At 68.8% G+C, this 15,143-nt stretch carries 13 protein-coding genes; 5 read left to right on the forward strand and 8 right to left on the reverse strand.

All coding sequences use genetic code 11. From position 1 onward, the window contains the following. Nucleotides 1-62: 62 nt before the first annotated feature. From pnp to BM162_RS08215, 3 genes are all read right to left on the reverse strand, one after another. The gene (gene pnp, locus BM162_RS08205) at nt 63-2,195 is read right to left on the reverse strand and encodes a polyribonucleotide nucleotidyltransferase (RefSeq protein WP_093420266.1); all 2,133 of its coding nucleotides are present in this window, start codon (nt 2,193-2,195) and stop codon (nt 63-65) included. A gap of 195 nt (nt 2,196-2,390) precedes the next feature. Further along, on the reverse strand, nt 2,391-2,660 hold the full coding sequence (rpsO, locus tag BM162_RS08210; protein WP_093420269.1) for a 30S ribosomal protein S15: 270 nt from the start codon (nt 2,658-2,660) through the stop codon (nt 2,391-2,393). Nucleotides 2,661-2,819: 159 nt separating this feature from the next. Then, nucleotides 2,820-3,713, reverse strand: a complete 894-nt coding sequence (locus BM162_RS08215) for an alpha/beta fold hydrolase (RefSeq protein ID WP_093420271.1) — start codon at nt 3,711-3,713, stop codon at nt 2,820-2,822. 88 nt (nt 3,714-3,801) lie between these two features. Between BM162_RS08215 and BM162_RS08220 the strand changes: the two genes are divergently transcribed. Continuing rightward, a complete protein-coding gene (locus BM162_RS08220) occupies nt 3,802-4,431 on the forward strand; it encodes a hypothetical protein (RefSeq protein ID WP_093420274.1) in 630 nt (209 codons plus the stop codon). 16 nt (nt 4,432-4,447) lie between these two features. On the opposite strand, the gene BM162_RS08225 is transcribed toward BM162_RS08220, so the two are convergent. From BM162_RS08225 to BM162_RS08240, 4 genes are all read right to left on the reverse strand, one after another. Further along, nucleotides 4,448-4,954 (reverse strand): DUF1643 domain-containing protein, encoded by a 507-nt coding sequence (locus BM162_RS08225; RefSeq protein ID WP_093420276.1) that lies wholly within the window; start codon nt 4,952-4,954, stop codon nt 4,448-4,450. A 131-nt stretch (nt 4,955-5,085) separates the two neighbouring features. Beyond that, on the reverse strand, nt 5,086-6,360 hold the full coding sequence (locus tag BM162_RS08230) for a bifunctional folylpolyglutamate synthase/dihydrofolate synthase (RefSeq protein WP_093420280.1): 1,275 nt from the start codon (nt 6,358-6,360) through the stop codon (nt 5,086-5,088). Next, nucleotides 6,357-7,313 carry an acetyl-CoA carboxylase, carboxyltransferase subunit beta gene (gene accD / locus BM162_RS08235; RefSeq protein ID WP_093420282.1) on the reverse strand — a complete coding sequence of 319 codons (957 nt, stop codon included), beginning with the start codon at nt 7,311-7,313 and terminating at the stop codon, nt 6,357-6,359. Before accD ends, BM162_RS08230 begins: the two co-directional genes overlap by 4 nt. Before the next feature lie 63 nt (nt 7,314-7,376). Further along, a complete protein-coding gene (locus BM162_RS08240) occupies nt 7,377-8,261 on the reverse strand; it encodes a CPBP family intramembrane glutamic endopeptidase (RefSeq protein WP_093420285.1) in 885 nt (294 codons plus the stop codon). Between the two features lie 122 nt (nt 8,262-8,383). Between BM162_RS08240 and ilvD the strand changes: the two genes are divergently transcribed. From ilvD to BM162_RS08260, 4 genes are all read left to right on the forward strand, one after another. Next, nucleotides 8,384-10,147, forward strand: a complete 1,764-nt coding sequence (gene ilvD, locus BM162_RS08245; protein WP_093420614.1) for a dihydroxy-acid dehydratase — start codon at nt 8,384-8,386, stop codon at nt 10,145-10,147. A gap of 106 nt (nt 10,148-10,253) precedes the next feature. After that, nucleotides 10,254-10,823 (forward strand): DUF6478 family protein, encoded by a 570-nt coding sequence (locus tag BM162_RS08250; RefSeq protein ID WP_143096122.1) that lies wholly within the window; start codon nt 10,254-10,256, stop codon nt 10,821-10,823. Nucleotides 10,824-11,013: 190 nt separating this feature from the next. Further along, nucleotides 11,014-13,029, forward strand: coding sequence for an NADPH-dependent 2,4-dienoyl-CoA reductase (locus BM162_RS08255; protein WP_093420290.1), 2,016 nt, complete (start codon nt 11,014-11,016; stop codon nt 13,027-13,029). A 124-nt stretch (nt 13,030-13,153) separates the two neighbouring features. Continuing rightward, nucleotides 13,154-14,059, forward strand: a complete 906-nt coding sequence (locus BM162_RS08260; RefSeq protein WP_093420292.1) for a LysR family transcriptional regulator — start codon at nt 13,154-13,156, stop codon at nt 14,057-14,059. Between the two features lie 3 nt (nt 14,060-14,062). Here the strand turns inward: BM162_RS08260 and BM162_RS08265 are convergent, their stop codons facing one another. Next, entirely contained in the window at nt 14,063-14,995 is a 933-nt protein-coding gene (locus BM162_RS08265; RefSeq protein ID WP_093420295.1) for an OmpA family protein, read from the reverse strand. Nucleotides 14,996-15,143: the final 148 nt, after the last annotated feature.

Consider the following 15,143-nt stretch of genomic DNA (forward strand, 5'->3'; position numbering starts at 1 on the left):
CGGAACGAAGAAGGCCCCGGCGAGTGCCGGGGCCTTCTTGTCTCAGCCGGGGACGGCGCGGATCACTCCGCAGCGTCTTCCTTCGTCGCTTCTTCGCCCGTCTCCTGGTTCACAACCTTCATCGACAGGCGAACCTTGCCGCGGTCGTCGAAGCCCAGCAGCTTGACCCAGACTTCCTGGCCTTCCTTCAGGACGTCCGAAGGATGGTTCAGGCGGCGGTTCTCGATCTGGCTGACATGAACGAGGCCGTCGCGCTTGCCGAAGAAGTTCACGAAGGCACCGAAGTCGACGATCTTCACGACCTTGCCCTTGTAGACCTTGCCTTCCTCGGGCTCCGCCACGATCGAGTAGATCATGTCGTAGGCCTTCTGAATGGCTTCGCCGTTGGGCGAGGCGATCTTGATCACGCCGTCGTCGTTGATGTCGACCTTGGCGCCCGAGACTTCCACGATCTCGCGGATAACCTTGCCGCCCGAGCCGATGACTTCCCGGATCTTGTCCTGCGGAACGGTCATCGTCTCGATGCGCGGGGCGTGGACCGAGAATTCGCCGGCCTCGGTCAGGGCATTGCCCATCTCGGAGAGGATGTGCATCCGGCCGCGCTTGGCCTGATCCAGCGCCTTCTCCATGATCTCGGACGTGATGCCGGCCACCTTGATGTCCATCTGGAGCGAGGTGATGCCGTTCTCGGTGCCCGCGACCTTGAAGTCCATGTCGCCGAGGTGATCTTCGTCGCCCAGGATGTCGGTCAGCACGGCGTAGCGGCCGTCGTCCTCGAGGATCAGGCCCATGGCCACGCCTGCGACCGGCGCCTTCAGCGGCACGCCCGCATCCATCATCGACAGCGAACCGCCGCAGACCGACGCCATCGAGGACGAGCCGTTGGACTCGGTGATCTCGGACACGACACGGATGGTGTACGGGAACTCGGTCGCCGGCGGCAGGACCGCCTGCAGCGCACGCCAAGCCAGCTTGCCGTGGCCGATCTCGCGCCGTCCCGGAGGGCCGACGCGACCAGCTTCACCGACCGAGTACGGCGGGAAATTGTAGTGCAGCAGGAAGTTCGAGCGGAAGTTCCCGTGCAGCGCGTCGATGATCTGCTCGTCCTCGCCGGTGCCAAGCGTGGTGACGACCAGCGCCTGCGTCTCGCCGCGGGTGAACAGCGCCGAGCCGTGGGTGCGGGGCAGGAAGCTGACCTCGGATTCGATCGGACGCACCGTTTCGGTGTCGCGGCCGTCGATCCGGGCGCCGCCCGAGATGATGTCGCCGCGCAGGATCGAGGATTCCAGCTTCTTGAAGGCGGAGCCGAGGTTCGCGTCCTCGAGCTCTTCCTCGGTCAGCTGGGCGCGGATCGCTTCGCGGGCCGCGGAAATGGCAGTCGTGCGCTCTTGCTTGTCCCGGATCGCGAAGGCGGCGCGCATCTGCTCCTCGCCCACCGACTTCACGCGCTCGTAGAGGGCGGAGTAATCCGGCGGGGTGAAGTCGAACGGCTCTTTCGCGCATTCCTCGGCGAGCGAGACGATCAGGTCGGTGACCGGCTTGATCTGCTCGTGGGCGAAGTTCACCGCGCCCAGCATCTCGGCCTCGGAAAGCTCGTAGGCTTCCGATTCGACCATCATCACGGCGTCATGGGTGCCCGCGACGACAAGGTCGAGCCGTTGGTCCGGGTTGGCGCGCAGGTTGCTCATGTCCTCGACATCGGGGTTGAGCACGTACTCACCGTCGACATAGCCCACGCGGCAGCCGGCGATCGGGCCCATGAACGGCGCGCCCGAAATCGTCAGCGCGGCCGAGGCGGCAATCATCGCGACGATGTCGGGGTCGTTGACCAGGTCGTGGGACAGAACGGTGCACATGACGAGCACTTCGTTCTTGAAGCCCGGCACGAACAGCGGGCGGATCGGACGGTCGATCAGGCGGGCAGTCAGAGTTTCCTTCTCGGTCGGCCGCGCCTCGCGCTTGAAGAAGCCGCCCGGCACCTTGCCGGCGGCATAGTATTTTTCCTGGTAGTGGACGGTGAGGGGGAAGAAGTCCTGCCCCTCTTTCGCCTGCTTGGCGAAGGTCACGTTGGCCATGACGCTCGTCTCGCCCAGCGTGGCGACGACCGAGCCGTCGGCCTGGCGGGCGACCTTGCCCGTCTCGAGCGTGAGGGTCTCGTCCCCCCACTGCATGGATTTCTTGGTAACGTTGAACATCTCGTATCCTGTTCTGGCCGCCGGGGCGTTCCCCTTTGGCCGTTGTGCGTACGGGGCGCATCGCCCCGTGACCTCGTCTTCGTCGTCTGCCATCCCGGCGAGGCCCGGCGGGAGGATGCGATGACCGTAGGCGCGGATGCGGCCGGGTCAAAGCAATCGCGCCTCCGAGATGTCCCGGAGGCGCGACCGAATCTCTTAGCGGCGGATGCCGAGGCGACCGATCAGGTCCTGATAGCGCTTCTCTTCCTTGCCCTTGAGGTAGTCGAGCAGCTTGCGGCGCTGAGCCACGAGCTTCAGAAGGCCACGGCGCGAGTGGTTGTCCTTCTTGTGGGTCTTGAAGTGCTCGGTCAGCGTCGCGATGCGGCTGGTGAGGATCGCCACCTGGACTTCCGGCGAACCGGTGTCGCCGTCCTTGGTGCCGTATTCCTTCATCAGGCGCGTCTTTTCTTCCGCGGTAATCGACATCGGGGTCTCCTTGTGTGTTGAGGGTGATGGCGCAGGCCGGGATGTCGTCCAGCTCAGGCCCGTGGAGATCGACACCCGCAGGTGCGATTGCGCGCATATAGGCGAAAAGGCCGCGAATTGAAAGCGGCAATGCTGGCCGGCTTGCGACCCCTGTTCCTGTCAGCGTGCGAAGAACGGGCCGAAGGCGTCGTGCACGGCCTGCGGGTTCTCCTCCGGCACGAAGTGGCCGCTGTCGCAGTCGGCGGTGCCAAGAACCGGCGCCCATGGCCGCCAGATGCCCGCCGGATCGCCCGTGCGGGCGGGAAAGCCGTGGCGGCCGTAGAGATAGCGCACCGGCGCCTTGATGGTGCGCCCGGCGGCACGGTCCGCCTCGTCCAACCGCCTGTCCGTCGTCGCCCCGGCGCGATAGTCGGCGCACATGGCGGCGATGCGCGCGGGATCCTGCATCTGCGCGCGGTAAGCGGCGAGGGCCTCGGGCGGAAAAGCGTTCAGCGTGCCGGACTTGCTCCACGACGCGAGCGTGTGGTCCAGCCAGCCGGCCGGGTCACCGGCGATCAGCCGCTCGGGCATCGGCGCGGGCTGGGCCAGGAACGTCCAGTGGTAGGCGGCGAGCGCGAGGTCGGCGTTCCACGCGGCCCAGAAATCGCCGGTCGGCACGATCTCGATGATGCCGAGCCTGTCGATCCGGTCGGGATGATCCAGCGCGAAACGGTAGGCGACGCGCGCCCCGCGGTCGTGGCCGAGGACCGACGCCCGGTCATGCCCCAGCGAGTCAAGCAGCCCGGCCACGTCCCGCGCCATCGCCCGCTTCGAATAGACGGTGTGCTCCGCATCGTCCGCGGGCGCGTCGCTTGCGCCGTAGCCGGGCAGGTCGGGGACGATCACAGTGTGGCGCTCGGCGAAGGCCGGTGCGACTTGCGCCCAGCAGAGATGGGTTTGGGGAAAGCCGTGCAGCAGGACGAGCGGCGGCCCCTCTCCGCCCACGCGGACCGACAGCGACAGGCGGCCCACGTCGATGCGCCGTGTCTCGAACCCTTGGAAAGCGGTCTGCATTCGTTAACCTCGTCTCGCGAATGTCTTGGACACCGTGCCCGACTCCGCCGTTCTTATGAAGCTTGGGACACAGGCGAAGGGAAACGGAATGATCGCGGGCTTCGTGACGGTCGGGCTTCTGGGCTTGGCGGTCGTGCCGTTCTTCGACGACGACGACGAGGCGGATGACGGGGATCATCTTCCGGAACAGGCAGGACCCGGCGTGACCCACGAGGTCGACGGCGGACGGGCCGGCTTGGTCGCGCTCGACGGGTTCCGCCCGGGCGTCGACCGCGTCATGCTGGATTCGCCGGAGGAGGTGGAGACGCTGGAGACGGCGACGGGCGAGGATGGTGCCGAGCTGCGCGTCGGAGACACGGTGCTGCGCTTTCCCGGGCATGAGGAGGTCCCGGTGTGCGACGTCTGGCTCGCCGACGGGTGTGAAGTGGTTCCTCTTTCCGCCGTGCTCGAGCCCGTGGACCCCGAGCTGCCTGACGCGGGTGGCGTGCCTGCGACGGACGACGTGCTGGGTCCCGTCGACCCGGAAGAGCCGGACATGCCGGGCGCGGAGGAGCCGGGACCGGTACTGCTGCCGGTCGATCCCGAGTTGCCGGATCAGCCCGACGTCGGACCGGATTGCGACGCGGAATCGGAGCCGGACGGGGAGGAGGCGGACGCGTCGGCGGACCGTCCGCACACGGCTGATGCGGAGCGGATCGATGAACACGCGGCGCCCTGAGCTTGAGGCGAATGCCTCAGGTCCAGACCTGCGGCTGCGCCGTGTAGGGGATGTAGAGCGGGTGCTTCGGGTGGCCGGCCTGAGTGAGCCCTAGGTGGTGCAGGGTGCGGCCGGTCCCGCGCATCAGCGCCTCGACCTCGGGCCCCCGGCTCAGGTGCGCCCCGTGCGTGCCCCAGGCGCAGACGATGGTGTCGGCGTAATCGCAGGACTCCGCGATGGCGGCGTCATTGTCCGGCCCCACCGGGTCCTCGGCAGCGCGCATCTTCTTCGGGTCGGTCTCGCGCCATCCGAAAATGTTGCACACGCGGAACGCGCCGAAGCCCAGTGTCCGCGCCCGCCGCTCGCAGCGCTCGACGGTCGGATCGTTCTGAAGCTCGGTCGCGGTCGAGGGGTTGAGCATGACGAACAGCGCGCGTTTCCCGTGCGGATCCCAGGTGCGCGTGAGGGTGTAGCGGTACCGCTCGCAATCGGAATAGACGGCAGTGGAGGCGGCGTCGCCCTTCTGGTGGTGTCGCGTGATCATGGGGCGGGCTTATGGCGTTGGCACGCGGCGGGGGCAAGTCTCCGGCGGTCTGCGCCACGTGGCTGACGTCCGGGGGCTGCCTGCCCCCGGACCCCCGGGGATATTTCAGGACCGAAGATGAGGCCGGATGCTCAGCCGTTCTTGCGGAGCACGTCGCCGGCGAGGTAGAGCGAGCCGCAGATCAATATGCGCGCAGCGGGATCGACGGTGGCGATGGCGCGGATCGCCGTCTCCACGTCCGGCGCCGTCGTTGCGCCGAGGCCCACCGCCGTGGCCGCGGCGGCGGTCTCGTCCGCCGACAGCGTCGCCGCCTCTCCGGGAATCGAGACGGCGTGGAGCGAGTGGGCGATACCCGCGAGCGGGCGCAGGTAGCCTTGCACGTCCTTCGTGTTCAGCATGCCGCAGACCAGGTGGACCGGCCGGTCGTCCATCCGCCGCAGGGTCGCGGCCAGCGCGGTGCCGGCGGCCGGGTTGTGTCCGCCGTCGAGCCAGAGCTGCGCGTCGCCCGCCGCCGCGACCAGCGGCCCGTGGGTGAGGCGCTGCATCCGGGCGGGCCATTCGGCGCGGGTGACGGCGGCCTCGCAGGCGGCCTCCCCCAGGCCGAGGTGGCGCAGGGCGGCGAGCGCAGTGCCGGCATTGTCGATCTGGTGGGGCCCGGGCAGGTTCGGCAGCGGCAGGTCCAGAAGCCCGGTCTCGTCCTGGAATACCAGCCGCTCACGCTCTTCCCACGCATGCCAGTGCTGGCCGTGGGCGAGGAGCGGCGCGCCCAGCCTTTCGGCCTGCGCCTCGATCACCTCGAGCGCCGCGTCCTCTTGCGGGCCGACGACGCACGCCACGCCGCGCTTGAGGATGCCGGCCTTCTCGCCCGCGATCTCGGGCAGGGTGTCGCCCAGATAGGACTGGTGGTCGAGCGAGACCGGCGTGATGACCGTCAGCGCCGGGCGGTCGATGACGTTGGTGGCGTCCAGCCGCCCGCCCAGCCCGACCTCGAGCAGGGTGTAGTCAGCGGCCGTGCGCGCGAAGGCGAGGATGGCGGCGCAGGTGGTAATCTCGAAATACGTTATCGGCTCGCCGCCGTTGGTCGCCTCGCATTCGTCGAGGATGGCGGCCAGCGCGTCCTCGGAAATAAGCTTCCCGGCCAGCCGAATGCGTTCGTGGAAGCGGGCGAGGTGCGGAGAGGTATAGGCGTGGACGCGATGGCCCGCCCCCTCCAGCCCGGCGCGGATCATGGCCAGTGACGAGCCCTTGCCGTTCGTCCCCGCGACGTGGATCACCGGGGGCAGGTCGTTCTGCGGGTTACCCAGCCGGTCGAGCAGGCGCCAGACCCGGTCGAGCGTCAGGTCGATGATCTTCGGGTGCAGCGACATCATCCGTTGCAGGATGACGTCCGAGGCATCTGGGCTCACGCGGTGGTGTCCTGTGTGACGAGGGTCTCCGCGATTTCCGCCGTCTCGGCCTTCTGCTTCTCGGGGCCCTCGGCCGGCGGGGGCAGATCGCCCTGCACCGCCGGCGGCAGGCCAAGCAGCATGCGGACGACGGTGATGAGCTCGTTGCGCAGCTCCTTGCGGTGCGTGACGCGGTCGAGCATGCCGTGATCCAGCAGGTACTCGGCCCGCTGGAAGCCCTCGGGAAGCTTCTCGCGGATCGTCTGCTCGATCACGCGGGGGCCGGCGAAGCAGATCAGGGCGTTGGGCTCCGAGATCTGGATGTCGCCCAGCATCGCGTACGACGCCGTCACGCCGCCCGTCGTGGGGTGGGTGAGCACGACGATATAGGGAAGGCCGGCCTCGCGCAGCATCTCGACCGCCACCGTGGTGCGCGGCATCTGCATGAGGCTCAGGATGCCTTCCTGCATGCGCGCTCCGCCGGCGGCGGAGAACAGCACCAGCGGGCGCTTCGTCTCGACCGCGCGGGTGGCGGCGGCGATGATCGCGTTGCCCACGTACATGCCCATCGAGCCGCCCATGAACGAGAAGTCCTGCGCGGCGGCGATGATGGGCGTGCGTCCGATCTCGCCCTCGGCGACCAGCATCGCCTCTTTCTCGCCGGTATTGCGCTGGGCGGTGCGCAGACGATCAGGGTACCGCTTCTGGTCGCGGAACTGCAGCGGGTCGGCCACGGGCTGGGGCACCGACACCTCGGTGAAGGTGCCGTTGTCGAACAGCGCCTCGAACCGCGCCCGCGGCGTGATCTGCATGTGGTGGTCGCAGTTCGTGCAGACGTTCAGGTTCTCGGACAGCTCCCGGTGGAACAGCATCGTTCCGCACTGGTCGCACTTGGTCCACAGGTTCTCGGGCACTTCCCGGCGCGAGAAGAGCGAGTTGATCTTGGGGCGGACGTAGTTCGAGATCCAGTTCATGCAGGCGGCTTTCCGGTCTGTCCGTGGTGTCCGCGAGATAAGCCGCAAGCCGGTGAAATGCAATCAGCGTGGCAGCAGGCGGCGCAGCAGGGCCCAGACCAGCAGCATCAGAAGGATGTCGCCGCCCATCAGCGCGCGGACCATCCCGCCGGCCTCGGCCGGGTAGGGGGTGAGGTAGAGCGACAGACCCTCGATCGTGCCGGCGGTGGCGAGGATCAGGATGGCGACGAGGTTGTTGGCGAAATGAAAGCCCCACGCGGCGCCGAGGCTGCCGGTCACCCGCGTCAGGTCCGCGGCGACAAGCCCGAAGACCGTGGCCGAGCCGACCAGCAGCCAAGCGTTGTCGCCCGCCGTCGCAGGGTTGTAGTGCACCAGTCCGAACAGCACCGCCGGCCCGGCGAGCCAGATCAGCGGTGAGCGGAAGCGCGCCGCCAGCTGCTGTGTCATGTAGCCCCGGAACACCAGCTCTTCCGCGCCGGTCTGGATCAGGATGCCCAGCAGCGCGGCGGGCAGGTAGGCGAGCCAGAGCCAGAGGTCGAGGTTCGGCACCGCGTCGTAGATCAGCGACCAGATCACCAGGCCGGGCGCGTAGATGGCCGCGACGGCCAGGGCCGCGACGACGAAATCGCGAAGCACCCGCACGCGTGGCCCGAACAGCGTCGCAGGACCGCGCCCGTGCAGAAGGCGCGCGGCCAGCATCGGACCAGCCGCCATGCCGAGGAAGCTGATGAAAAGCACCAGCGTCGCCGTGGGCGTCGCGCCTTCGGCCAGCGCGCGCGCCCAGGCGGTGGCGCTGTCGACGCCGGAGACTGCGACCATCGTCGCCAGGATCAGCGCGACCCAGCCGGCATAGACGGCCAGCGACAGGACGAGCCCCAGGATCAGCCGCCACACCTGCGGGCGCGCCGTGGCGGGCGCCACGTAGCGCCGGAAAAGATTTGACGGCATGCTGCCTCGTGCCCCGCAATTTTTCCGGAAGTTACAATCCGCCCGCGCGGTGAGCAATCATGCTTGTCCCGATGCCGCCCCTCGCATATTCCGAGCGCGACAGAGACGAGGAGATGGGCGCGATGCTGAAGGGCAAGTTCGACAAATCCAAGCTGCCGAGCCGCCATGTGACCGAGGGTCCCGCTCGGGCACCGCACCGGTCGTATTATTACGCCATGGGGCTGGGCGAGGACGAGATTCACCAGCCCTTCGTCGGCGTGGCGACCTGCTGGAACGAGGCCGCGCCGTGCAACATCGCGCTCAGCCGCCAGGCGCAGGCCGTGAAGCTGGGCGTGAAGTCGGCCTCCGGCACCCCGCGCGAGTTCACCACCATCACCGTCACCGACGGCATCGCCATGGGTCACGAGGGCATGCGCTCGTCGCTGGCCAGCCGCGAGGCCATCGCCGACACCGTCGAGCTGACCATGCGCGGGCACTGCTACGACGCGCTCGTAGGGCTGGCCGGATGCGACAAGTCGCTGCCGGGCATGATGATGGCGATGGTGCGGCTGAACGTGCCGTCGGTCTTCATCTACGGCGGCTCGATCCTGCCGGGCAAGGTGCCCGCCGGGTCGAACGTGCCCGAGGACTTCGCCAGCCGCGACCTGACCGTGCAGGACATGTTCGAGGCCGTCGGCCGCCACCAGAATGGCACCCTGTCGGACGAGGCGCTGGCCGTGCTCGAGCGCGTGGCCTGCCCCTCGGCCGGGGCCTGCGGCGGCCAGTTCACCGCCAACACCATGGCCTGCGTGTCCGAGGCGATCGGCCTGGCGCTGTTCAATTCGTCGGGCGCGCCCGCGCCGTACGAGAGCCGCGACCAGTACGCGACGGCCTCGGGCGAGGCGGTGATGAACCTCTTGGAAAAGAACATTCGCGCACGTGACGTCGTGACCCGCGAAAGCCTTGAGAACGCGGCGCGGGTCGTCGCCTGCACCGGCGGCTCGACCAATGCCGGGCTGCACCTGCCCGCCATCGCGCACGAGGCCGGGATCGATTTCGACCTGTTCGACGTGTGCGAGATCTTCCGCGACACGCCGTACTTCGTCGACCTCAAGCCCGGCGGTCAGTACGTGGCCAAGGACCTCTACGACGCGGGCGGCATCCCCGTCGTGATGAAGGAGCTGCGCCGCGCCGGCCTGATCCACGAGCACTGCATGACCGCTTCGGGCCGCACCATCGGGGAGGAGCTCGATCGCATCGACCGTGAAGTCGACGGCCGGGTGATCCACCCGGTCGACGCGCCGCTCAGCAAGACCGGCGGTGTCGTGGGGCTGAAGGGCAACCTCGCCCCCGAGGGCGGCATCGTGAAAGTCGCGGGCATCGCGGCCGAGGACCAGGTCTTCACCGGGCCGGCCCGCGTCTTCGAATGCGAGGAGGACGCCTTCGCCGCCGTCAAGGCGCGCGAGTACAAGGAAGGCGAGGTGCTCGTCATCCGCAACGAGGGTCCCGCCGGCGGCCCCGGCATGCGCGAGATGCTGGCCACCACCGCCGCGCTGTCGGGTCAGGGCATGGGCAAGAAGGTGGCGCTGATCACCGACGGCCGCTTCTCGGGCGCCACGCGGGGCTTCTGCGTGGGCCATGTCGGCCCCGAGGCGGCGCAGGGGGGACCCATCGCGCTGATCAAGGACGGGGACACGATCACCATCGACGCGATCAAGGGCGAGCTTTCGGTGGCGCTGCCGGACGAGGAGCTGGCTCTGCGAAAGCAGGCCTGGCCCGGCCCGCGCGAGACCGAGTATGCAAGCGGTGCGCTCTGGAAATTCGCCCAGCTCGTCGGCTCGACGGTGAAGGGCGCGGTCACGCATCCCGGCGCCAAGGCCGAGAAGCACGTCTACATGGACCAGTGACCGGACACGGCGCCAGATGATCCGCGCGGCGGGCAGGGTTGGACTGGCCGCTCTCCGCCGCCGGCGGGGCCGGGACACCGGCGCCGCCGGCGCGGCAGCCGGCGGAATGGTTGCAGGTGCAACTATCCCGCCCCCGCCCGGCGCCGACTGGGCCTGGCGCCCGGCTCCGTGGTCGGCGGCGCTGCCGGTGCAGGAGTTCACCGACTGTCAAAGCCCCACGGCGCTCAGCGATGACGTGACCGTGTTTCACGATTCGCGCCTGCCGGGGATCGCGATCCGGCAGGTGGCGGTCGGCGCAGCTGTGCCCGACCTCCAGATCGACGTGCACCGCTTTGACGGCACCTTCCTGAGCCTCGTCGTGGAGTTCCCGGACAAGGCGCGCGCCGCGCTACGGCGAAATCACATCCTGCGGCTATCGGCGGCACTGGAGCTGGAGCGGACGGTCGACGTCTACGCCCGACTGAACGTCACGCAGGCCCCGAACACCGAGCAGATCGTGCGCAAGCTGGCGCAGGAGGACGGCGTGCAGGCGGCAGAGTTCGACCTGTCCAACAGCGGCGTGAGTTCGCGGCCGGTCGACCGGATCTGGGTCGACCTGATCTTCGAGACGCCGGGCCGGAACAGCGCCGTCCTGCGCGACGTGACGCTCAGCCGTCGGCCGCGGGCGGAGATGTGAGATGGACCGGCCTCGGCCCAAGCCGGGGCGCGGGCGGCTGACGGAGGAGGGGGCTCTGCCCCCGCCGCGCGGTCGCGCGGCTCCCCCGGGATATTTCCAGACCAGAGATGCGGAAGGGACGCCGCGTACCGCGTGACAGCGCAGGCGGCGGGGGTGCATCAATGCGGTGGTTCCGGAGGAGAAGTTGACCATGCCCTATCCGCACCTTCTGTCGCCGCTCGACCTGGGCCACGTGACGCTGCCCAACCGGGTGCTCATGGGCTCGATGCATACCGGGCTGGAGGAGACGGGCGACTGGAACCGGGTGGCCGAGTTCTACGCCGCCCGCGCGCGCGGCGGCGTGGGGCTGATGGTCACCGGCGGCATGGCGCCCAATCGCGAAGGTGGCGTGTTTCCGGGCGCGGCGGGCCTGTTCACGCCGCAGGACATCGCGAACCACCGGGAGGTCACCGACCGGGTGCACGCCGATGGCGGCCGCATCGCGATGCAGATCCTCCATGCCGGGCGCTATGCTTATTCGCCGGAATGCGTCGCGCCCTCGGCCCTTAAGTCGCCGATCTCGCCCTTTCCGCCAAAGGAGTTGGACGAGGACGGGATCGAGAAGCAGATCGCCGATATCGCAACCGCCGCCGCCCGCGCGCGCGAGGCCGGGTACGACGGCGTCGAGGTGATGGGGTCCGAGGGCTATTTCCTCAACCAGTTCCTGGTGACCCGCACCAACACGCGCACCGATCGCTGGGGCGGGTCGTACGAGAAACGGATGCGCCTCCCGGTGGAGGTCGTGCGGCGGGCGCGCGCGGCAGTGGGAGAGGATTTCATCCTGATCTACCGGCTTTCGATGATCGACCTCGTCCCGGAGGGTCAGACATGGGATCAGGTGCTGCGGCTGGCGAAAGCGGTCGAGGCGGCGGGTGCCTCGATCCTGAACACCGGCATCGGCTGGCACGAGGCGCGTGTGCCGACCATCGCCACCAGTGTGCCCCGGGCGGCCTTCGCGTGGGTCACGAGGAAGCTGATGGGCGAGGTTTCGGTGCCCGTCGTCACCTCGAACCGGATCAACACGCCCGAGGTGGCCGAGCAGGTGCTGGCCGACGGCTGCGCCGACATGGTGTCGATGGCACGCCCGTTCCTGACGGATCCGGACTTCGTGGCGAAGGCGGCGGCGGGCCGGTCCGAGACCATCGCGCCGTGTATCGCCTGCAACCAGGCGTGCCTGGACCACACGTTCTCGGGCAAGATCTCGACTTGCCTCGTCAATCCGCGCGCCTGCCACGAGACCGAGCTGGTCTTCGAGCCGGCGGCGGAGCCAAAGCGCGTGGCCGTCGTGGGCGCGGGGCCGGCGGGCCTGTCGGCGGCGCTGACGGCAGCGGAGCGGGGACATGCCGTGACGCTGTTCGAGCGCGATGCGCGGATCGGCGGGCAGCTCAACCTCGCGCGGCGAATCCCAGGAAAGGAAGAATTCGACGGGCTCGTGGCCTGGTACGAGGTGATGCTGGCCGAGCGCGGCATCGACCAGCGGCTGGGCAGGGAGGTCACGGCAGAGGCGCTGGCGGAGTTCGACGAGGTGATCGTCGCCACCGGCGTGCGGCCGCGCGACCCGCAGATCCCGGGGCAAGACGCGCCGAACGTGGTGGGTTACGCGGACGTCCTGGCGGAACGGGTCGAGGTCGGCCGCCGCGTCGCCGTGATCGGGGCGGGCGGCATCGGCTTCGACGTGGCGGAGTTCCTGGTCGATCCGGGCCCGAGCTCGACTCTGGACCTTGCCGCATGGAAGGCGGAGTGGGGCGTCGGCGATCCCGGAACGACGCCGGGCGGTCTGGCGGCGGACGGGCCGCATCCCGGTGCGCCGGCGCGCGAGGTGGTGATGCTTCAGCGCAAGGCCGAGAAGGCGGGCAAGCGGCTGGGTAAGACGACGGGCTGGATTCATCGTGCCTCGCTCAAGATGCGGGGCGTGAAGACGCTGATCGGGGTGACCTATGACCGGATCGATGCCGCGGGGCTGCACGTCACCGTTGCCGGAGAGCCACAGGTGATCGCCTGTGACACGGTGGTGCTGTGCGCGGGACAAGAAAGCGAAAGGGGGCTGGCGGATGCCCTGACGGCGGCTGGAATCGCCTGTCACGTCATCGGCGGCGCTGATGTGGCGGCGGAGCTGGACGCCAAGCGCGCCATCGACCAGGGGGCACGTTTGGCCGCCGGCTTGTAGTTTCTCCGCAACCCGTCAACAAATGGCCGGCGTGCTGCGCGATTATGCCGGTGCGCTTCCCCAATGTCGCCCGAATCCGGGAAGACAGAGGGGACACAGAAAAAGAAGATGATCGAGGACGGGCATGGATCGACTGACCGAGATGGAAGCCTTCGCGACCGTGGTCGATCAGGGCGGCTTCACCGACGCCGCGAAGAAGATGGGGATCTCGAAATCTGCCGTGTCGAAGCACGTCAGCTCGCTCGAGGCGCGGCTGGGGGCGCGGCTGCTCAACCGCACGACGCGACGCGTTAGCCCGACCGAGATAGGGCTGGCATATTATGACCGCGCGCGCCGGGTGCTCAACGACGCGGGCGAGGCGGACGCGCTCGTGACATCGATGCAGTCGGCGCCCTCCGGCCTGCTGCGCATTTCGGTGGCGACCGATTTCGGCGTGAACCACCTGTCGCCGATCCTGGGCGACTTCCTGCACCAGTACCCGGACATCACGGTGAACATGGTGCTGAACAACCGTTACGTCGAGCTGATCTCGGAAGGCTTCGACATGGCCGTGCGCATCGGTGAACTTGAGGATTCCTCGCTCAGGGCGCGCAAGCTGACCGAGACGACGAAGCGCATGATCGGCGCGCCGAGCTATTTCCAGAAGTACGGCCGCCCGATGAAGATCGACGACCTGAACGAACACAAGCTGCTGCACTACACCAGCCAGTCGGCGGGGGCGGTCTGGCGGCTGACGGCGCCGTCGGGCGAGAAGCGCCAGGTGCGCACGTCGGGCTGGCTGAGCGTGAACGACGGGCAGTCGCTGCTGAACGCCGCGATCTCGGGTCTAGGCATCGCGTACCTGCCCAGCTTCCTGTACGCTGATGCGCTCGATAAAGGGCAGGTCGAGGAGGCGATCCCGAACCTGCCGCTCGAGACGCAGGGCATCTATGCCGTCTATCCGCCGGGCCGTTTCACGCAGCCCAAGGTGCGGGCCTTCATCGACTTCCTGGTCGACGCGTTCGGGGAAAAGGGCCCGGACGTCTGGTAGGCGTCATTCGCCGGTAACCACGACCTCGACCCGGCGGTTGGCCAGCCTTCCGTCCGCGCTCGCGTTCGAGGCGCGGGGCGCGAGGTAGCCGACGCCCTCGGCGCGTAGTCGATCCGCCGGTATGCCGAAGGTGTCCACCAGCCGGTCGCGCACCGCCGCCGCCCGCTGTCGCGAGAGCGCGACGTTCGGCGCAAGCGGACCTTCGGCGTCGGTGTGGCCGACGAGCGTCGCTGTCCGGTCCGGGTTTTCCCGCAGCCACTCGGCCAGGTCGGCCAGAGCATCCGCGCCCTCGGCGGCGAGCGTGGCGCTGCCGGTTCCGAAGCTCAGCCCCTCCAGCGGAGCGCGTCCGATGGCGGCCAATTGGGCCGCAAGGTCGTCTTCCGCTGACGCCCCATCGGGGTCGACCGACATGGTCGAGGTGACCAGCGCCGGGGCGCGGTCCTCGGGCGGTCCGACCTGCGTCACCTGCACGTAGCCGGCCCCGGGCGCGCGGCTGACCATGAGGCTCACGAGGTCACGTGTCCCGCTGTCGTCCCGCCGTGCGGCGAGGTAGCGGAAGTCGCCCAGGTCGACGTGCATCGCGGGCGCACCCAACAGGTCCGTCGAGAAGCGGAAGTCGAAACCGCCGCAGCCGTCGCTTTCGCACTCGAACAGGATCTCGTAGCCCGCATCGTAGAGCTGCCGGCGGAGCGGGGCGAGCAGTTGCAGCGTCGTCAGGTTCTGTCCCTGGAGGCGCCATGCCCGGCGCGTGACGGACCCTTCGGCGGTCAGCGTCGCGATCCCTTCGGGCGTCCAGGCCCCGACCGCCATCTCGTGCCGGTCGAGCCCGCGCGACTCTTCAGCCGTCAGCCGTGCCGCGGCGGGCAGCGACAGCTCCGCCCCGGCCCAGGCGGGCAGGGCGCAAAGCAGAAAGGAAAGGGCAGAGCGCAGGAGCATCGGGCGGTCGTGTATCCTCGGAATTCGTGTCGTCAGGCCGAACGCGCGTCGGCGCCTCCGGGTCCCGCGCACCCCGTCCGAGCGCGGGCGAGTCGGCCTTCGCGGGCCGACATCGACGTTTATCCGAGAATCTGGACGGATTGTGGCC

The organism is Tranquillimonas alkanivorans, assembly GCF_900115595.1.
Classification (GTDB): Bacteria; Pseudomonadota; Alphaproteobacteria; order Rhodobacterales; family Rhodobacteraceae; genus Tranquillimonas; species Tranquillimonas alkanivorans.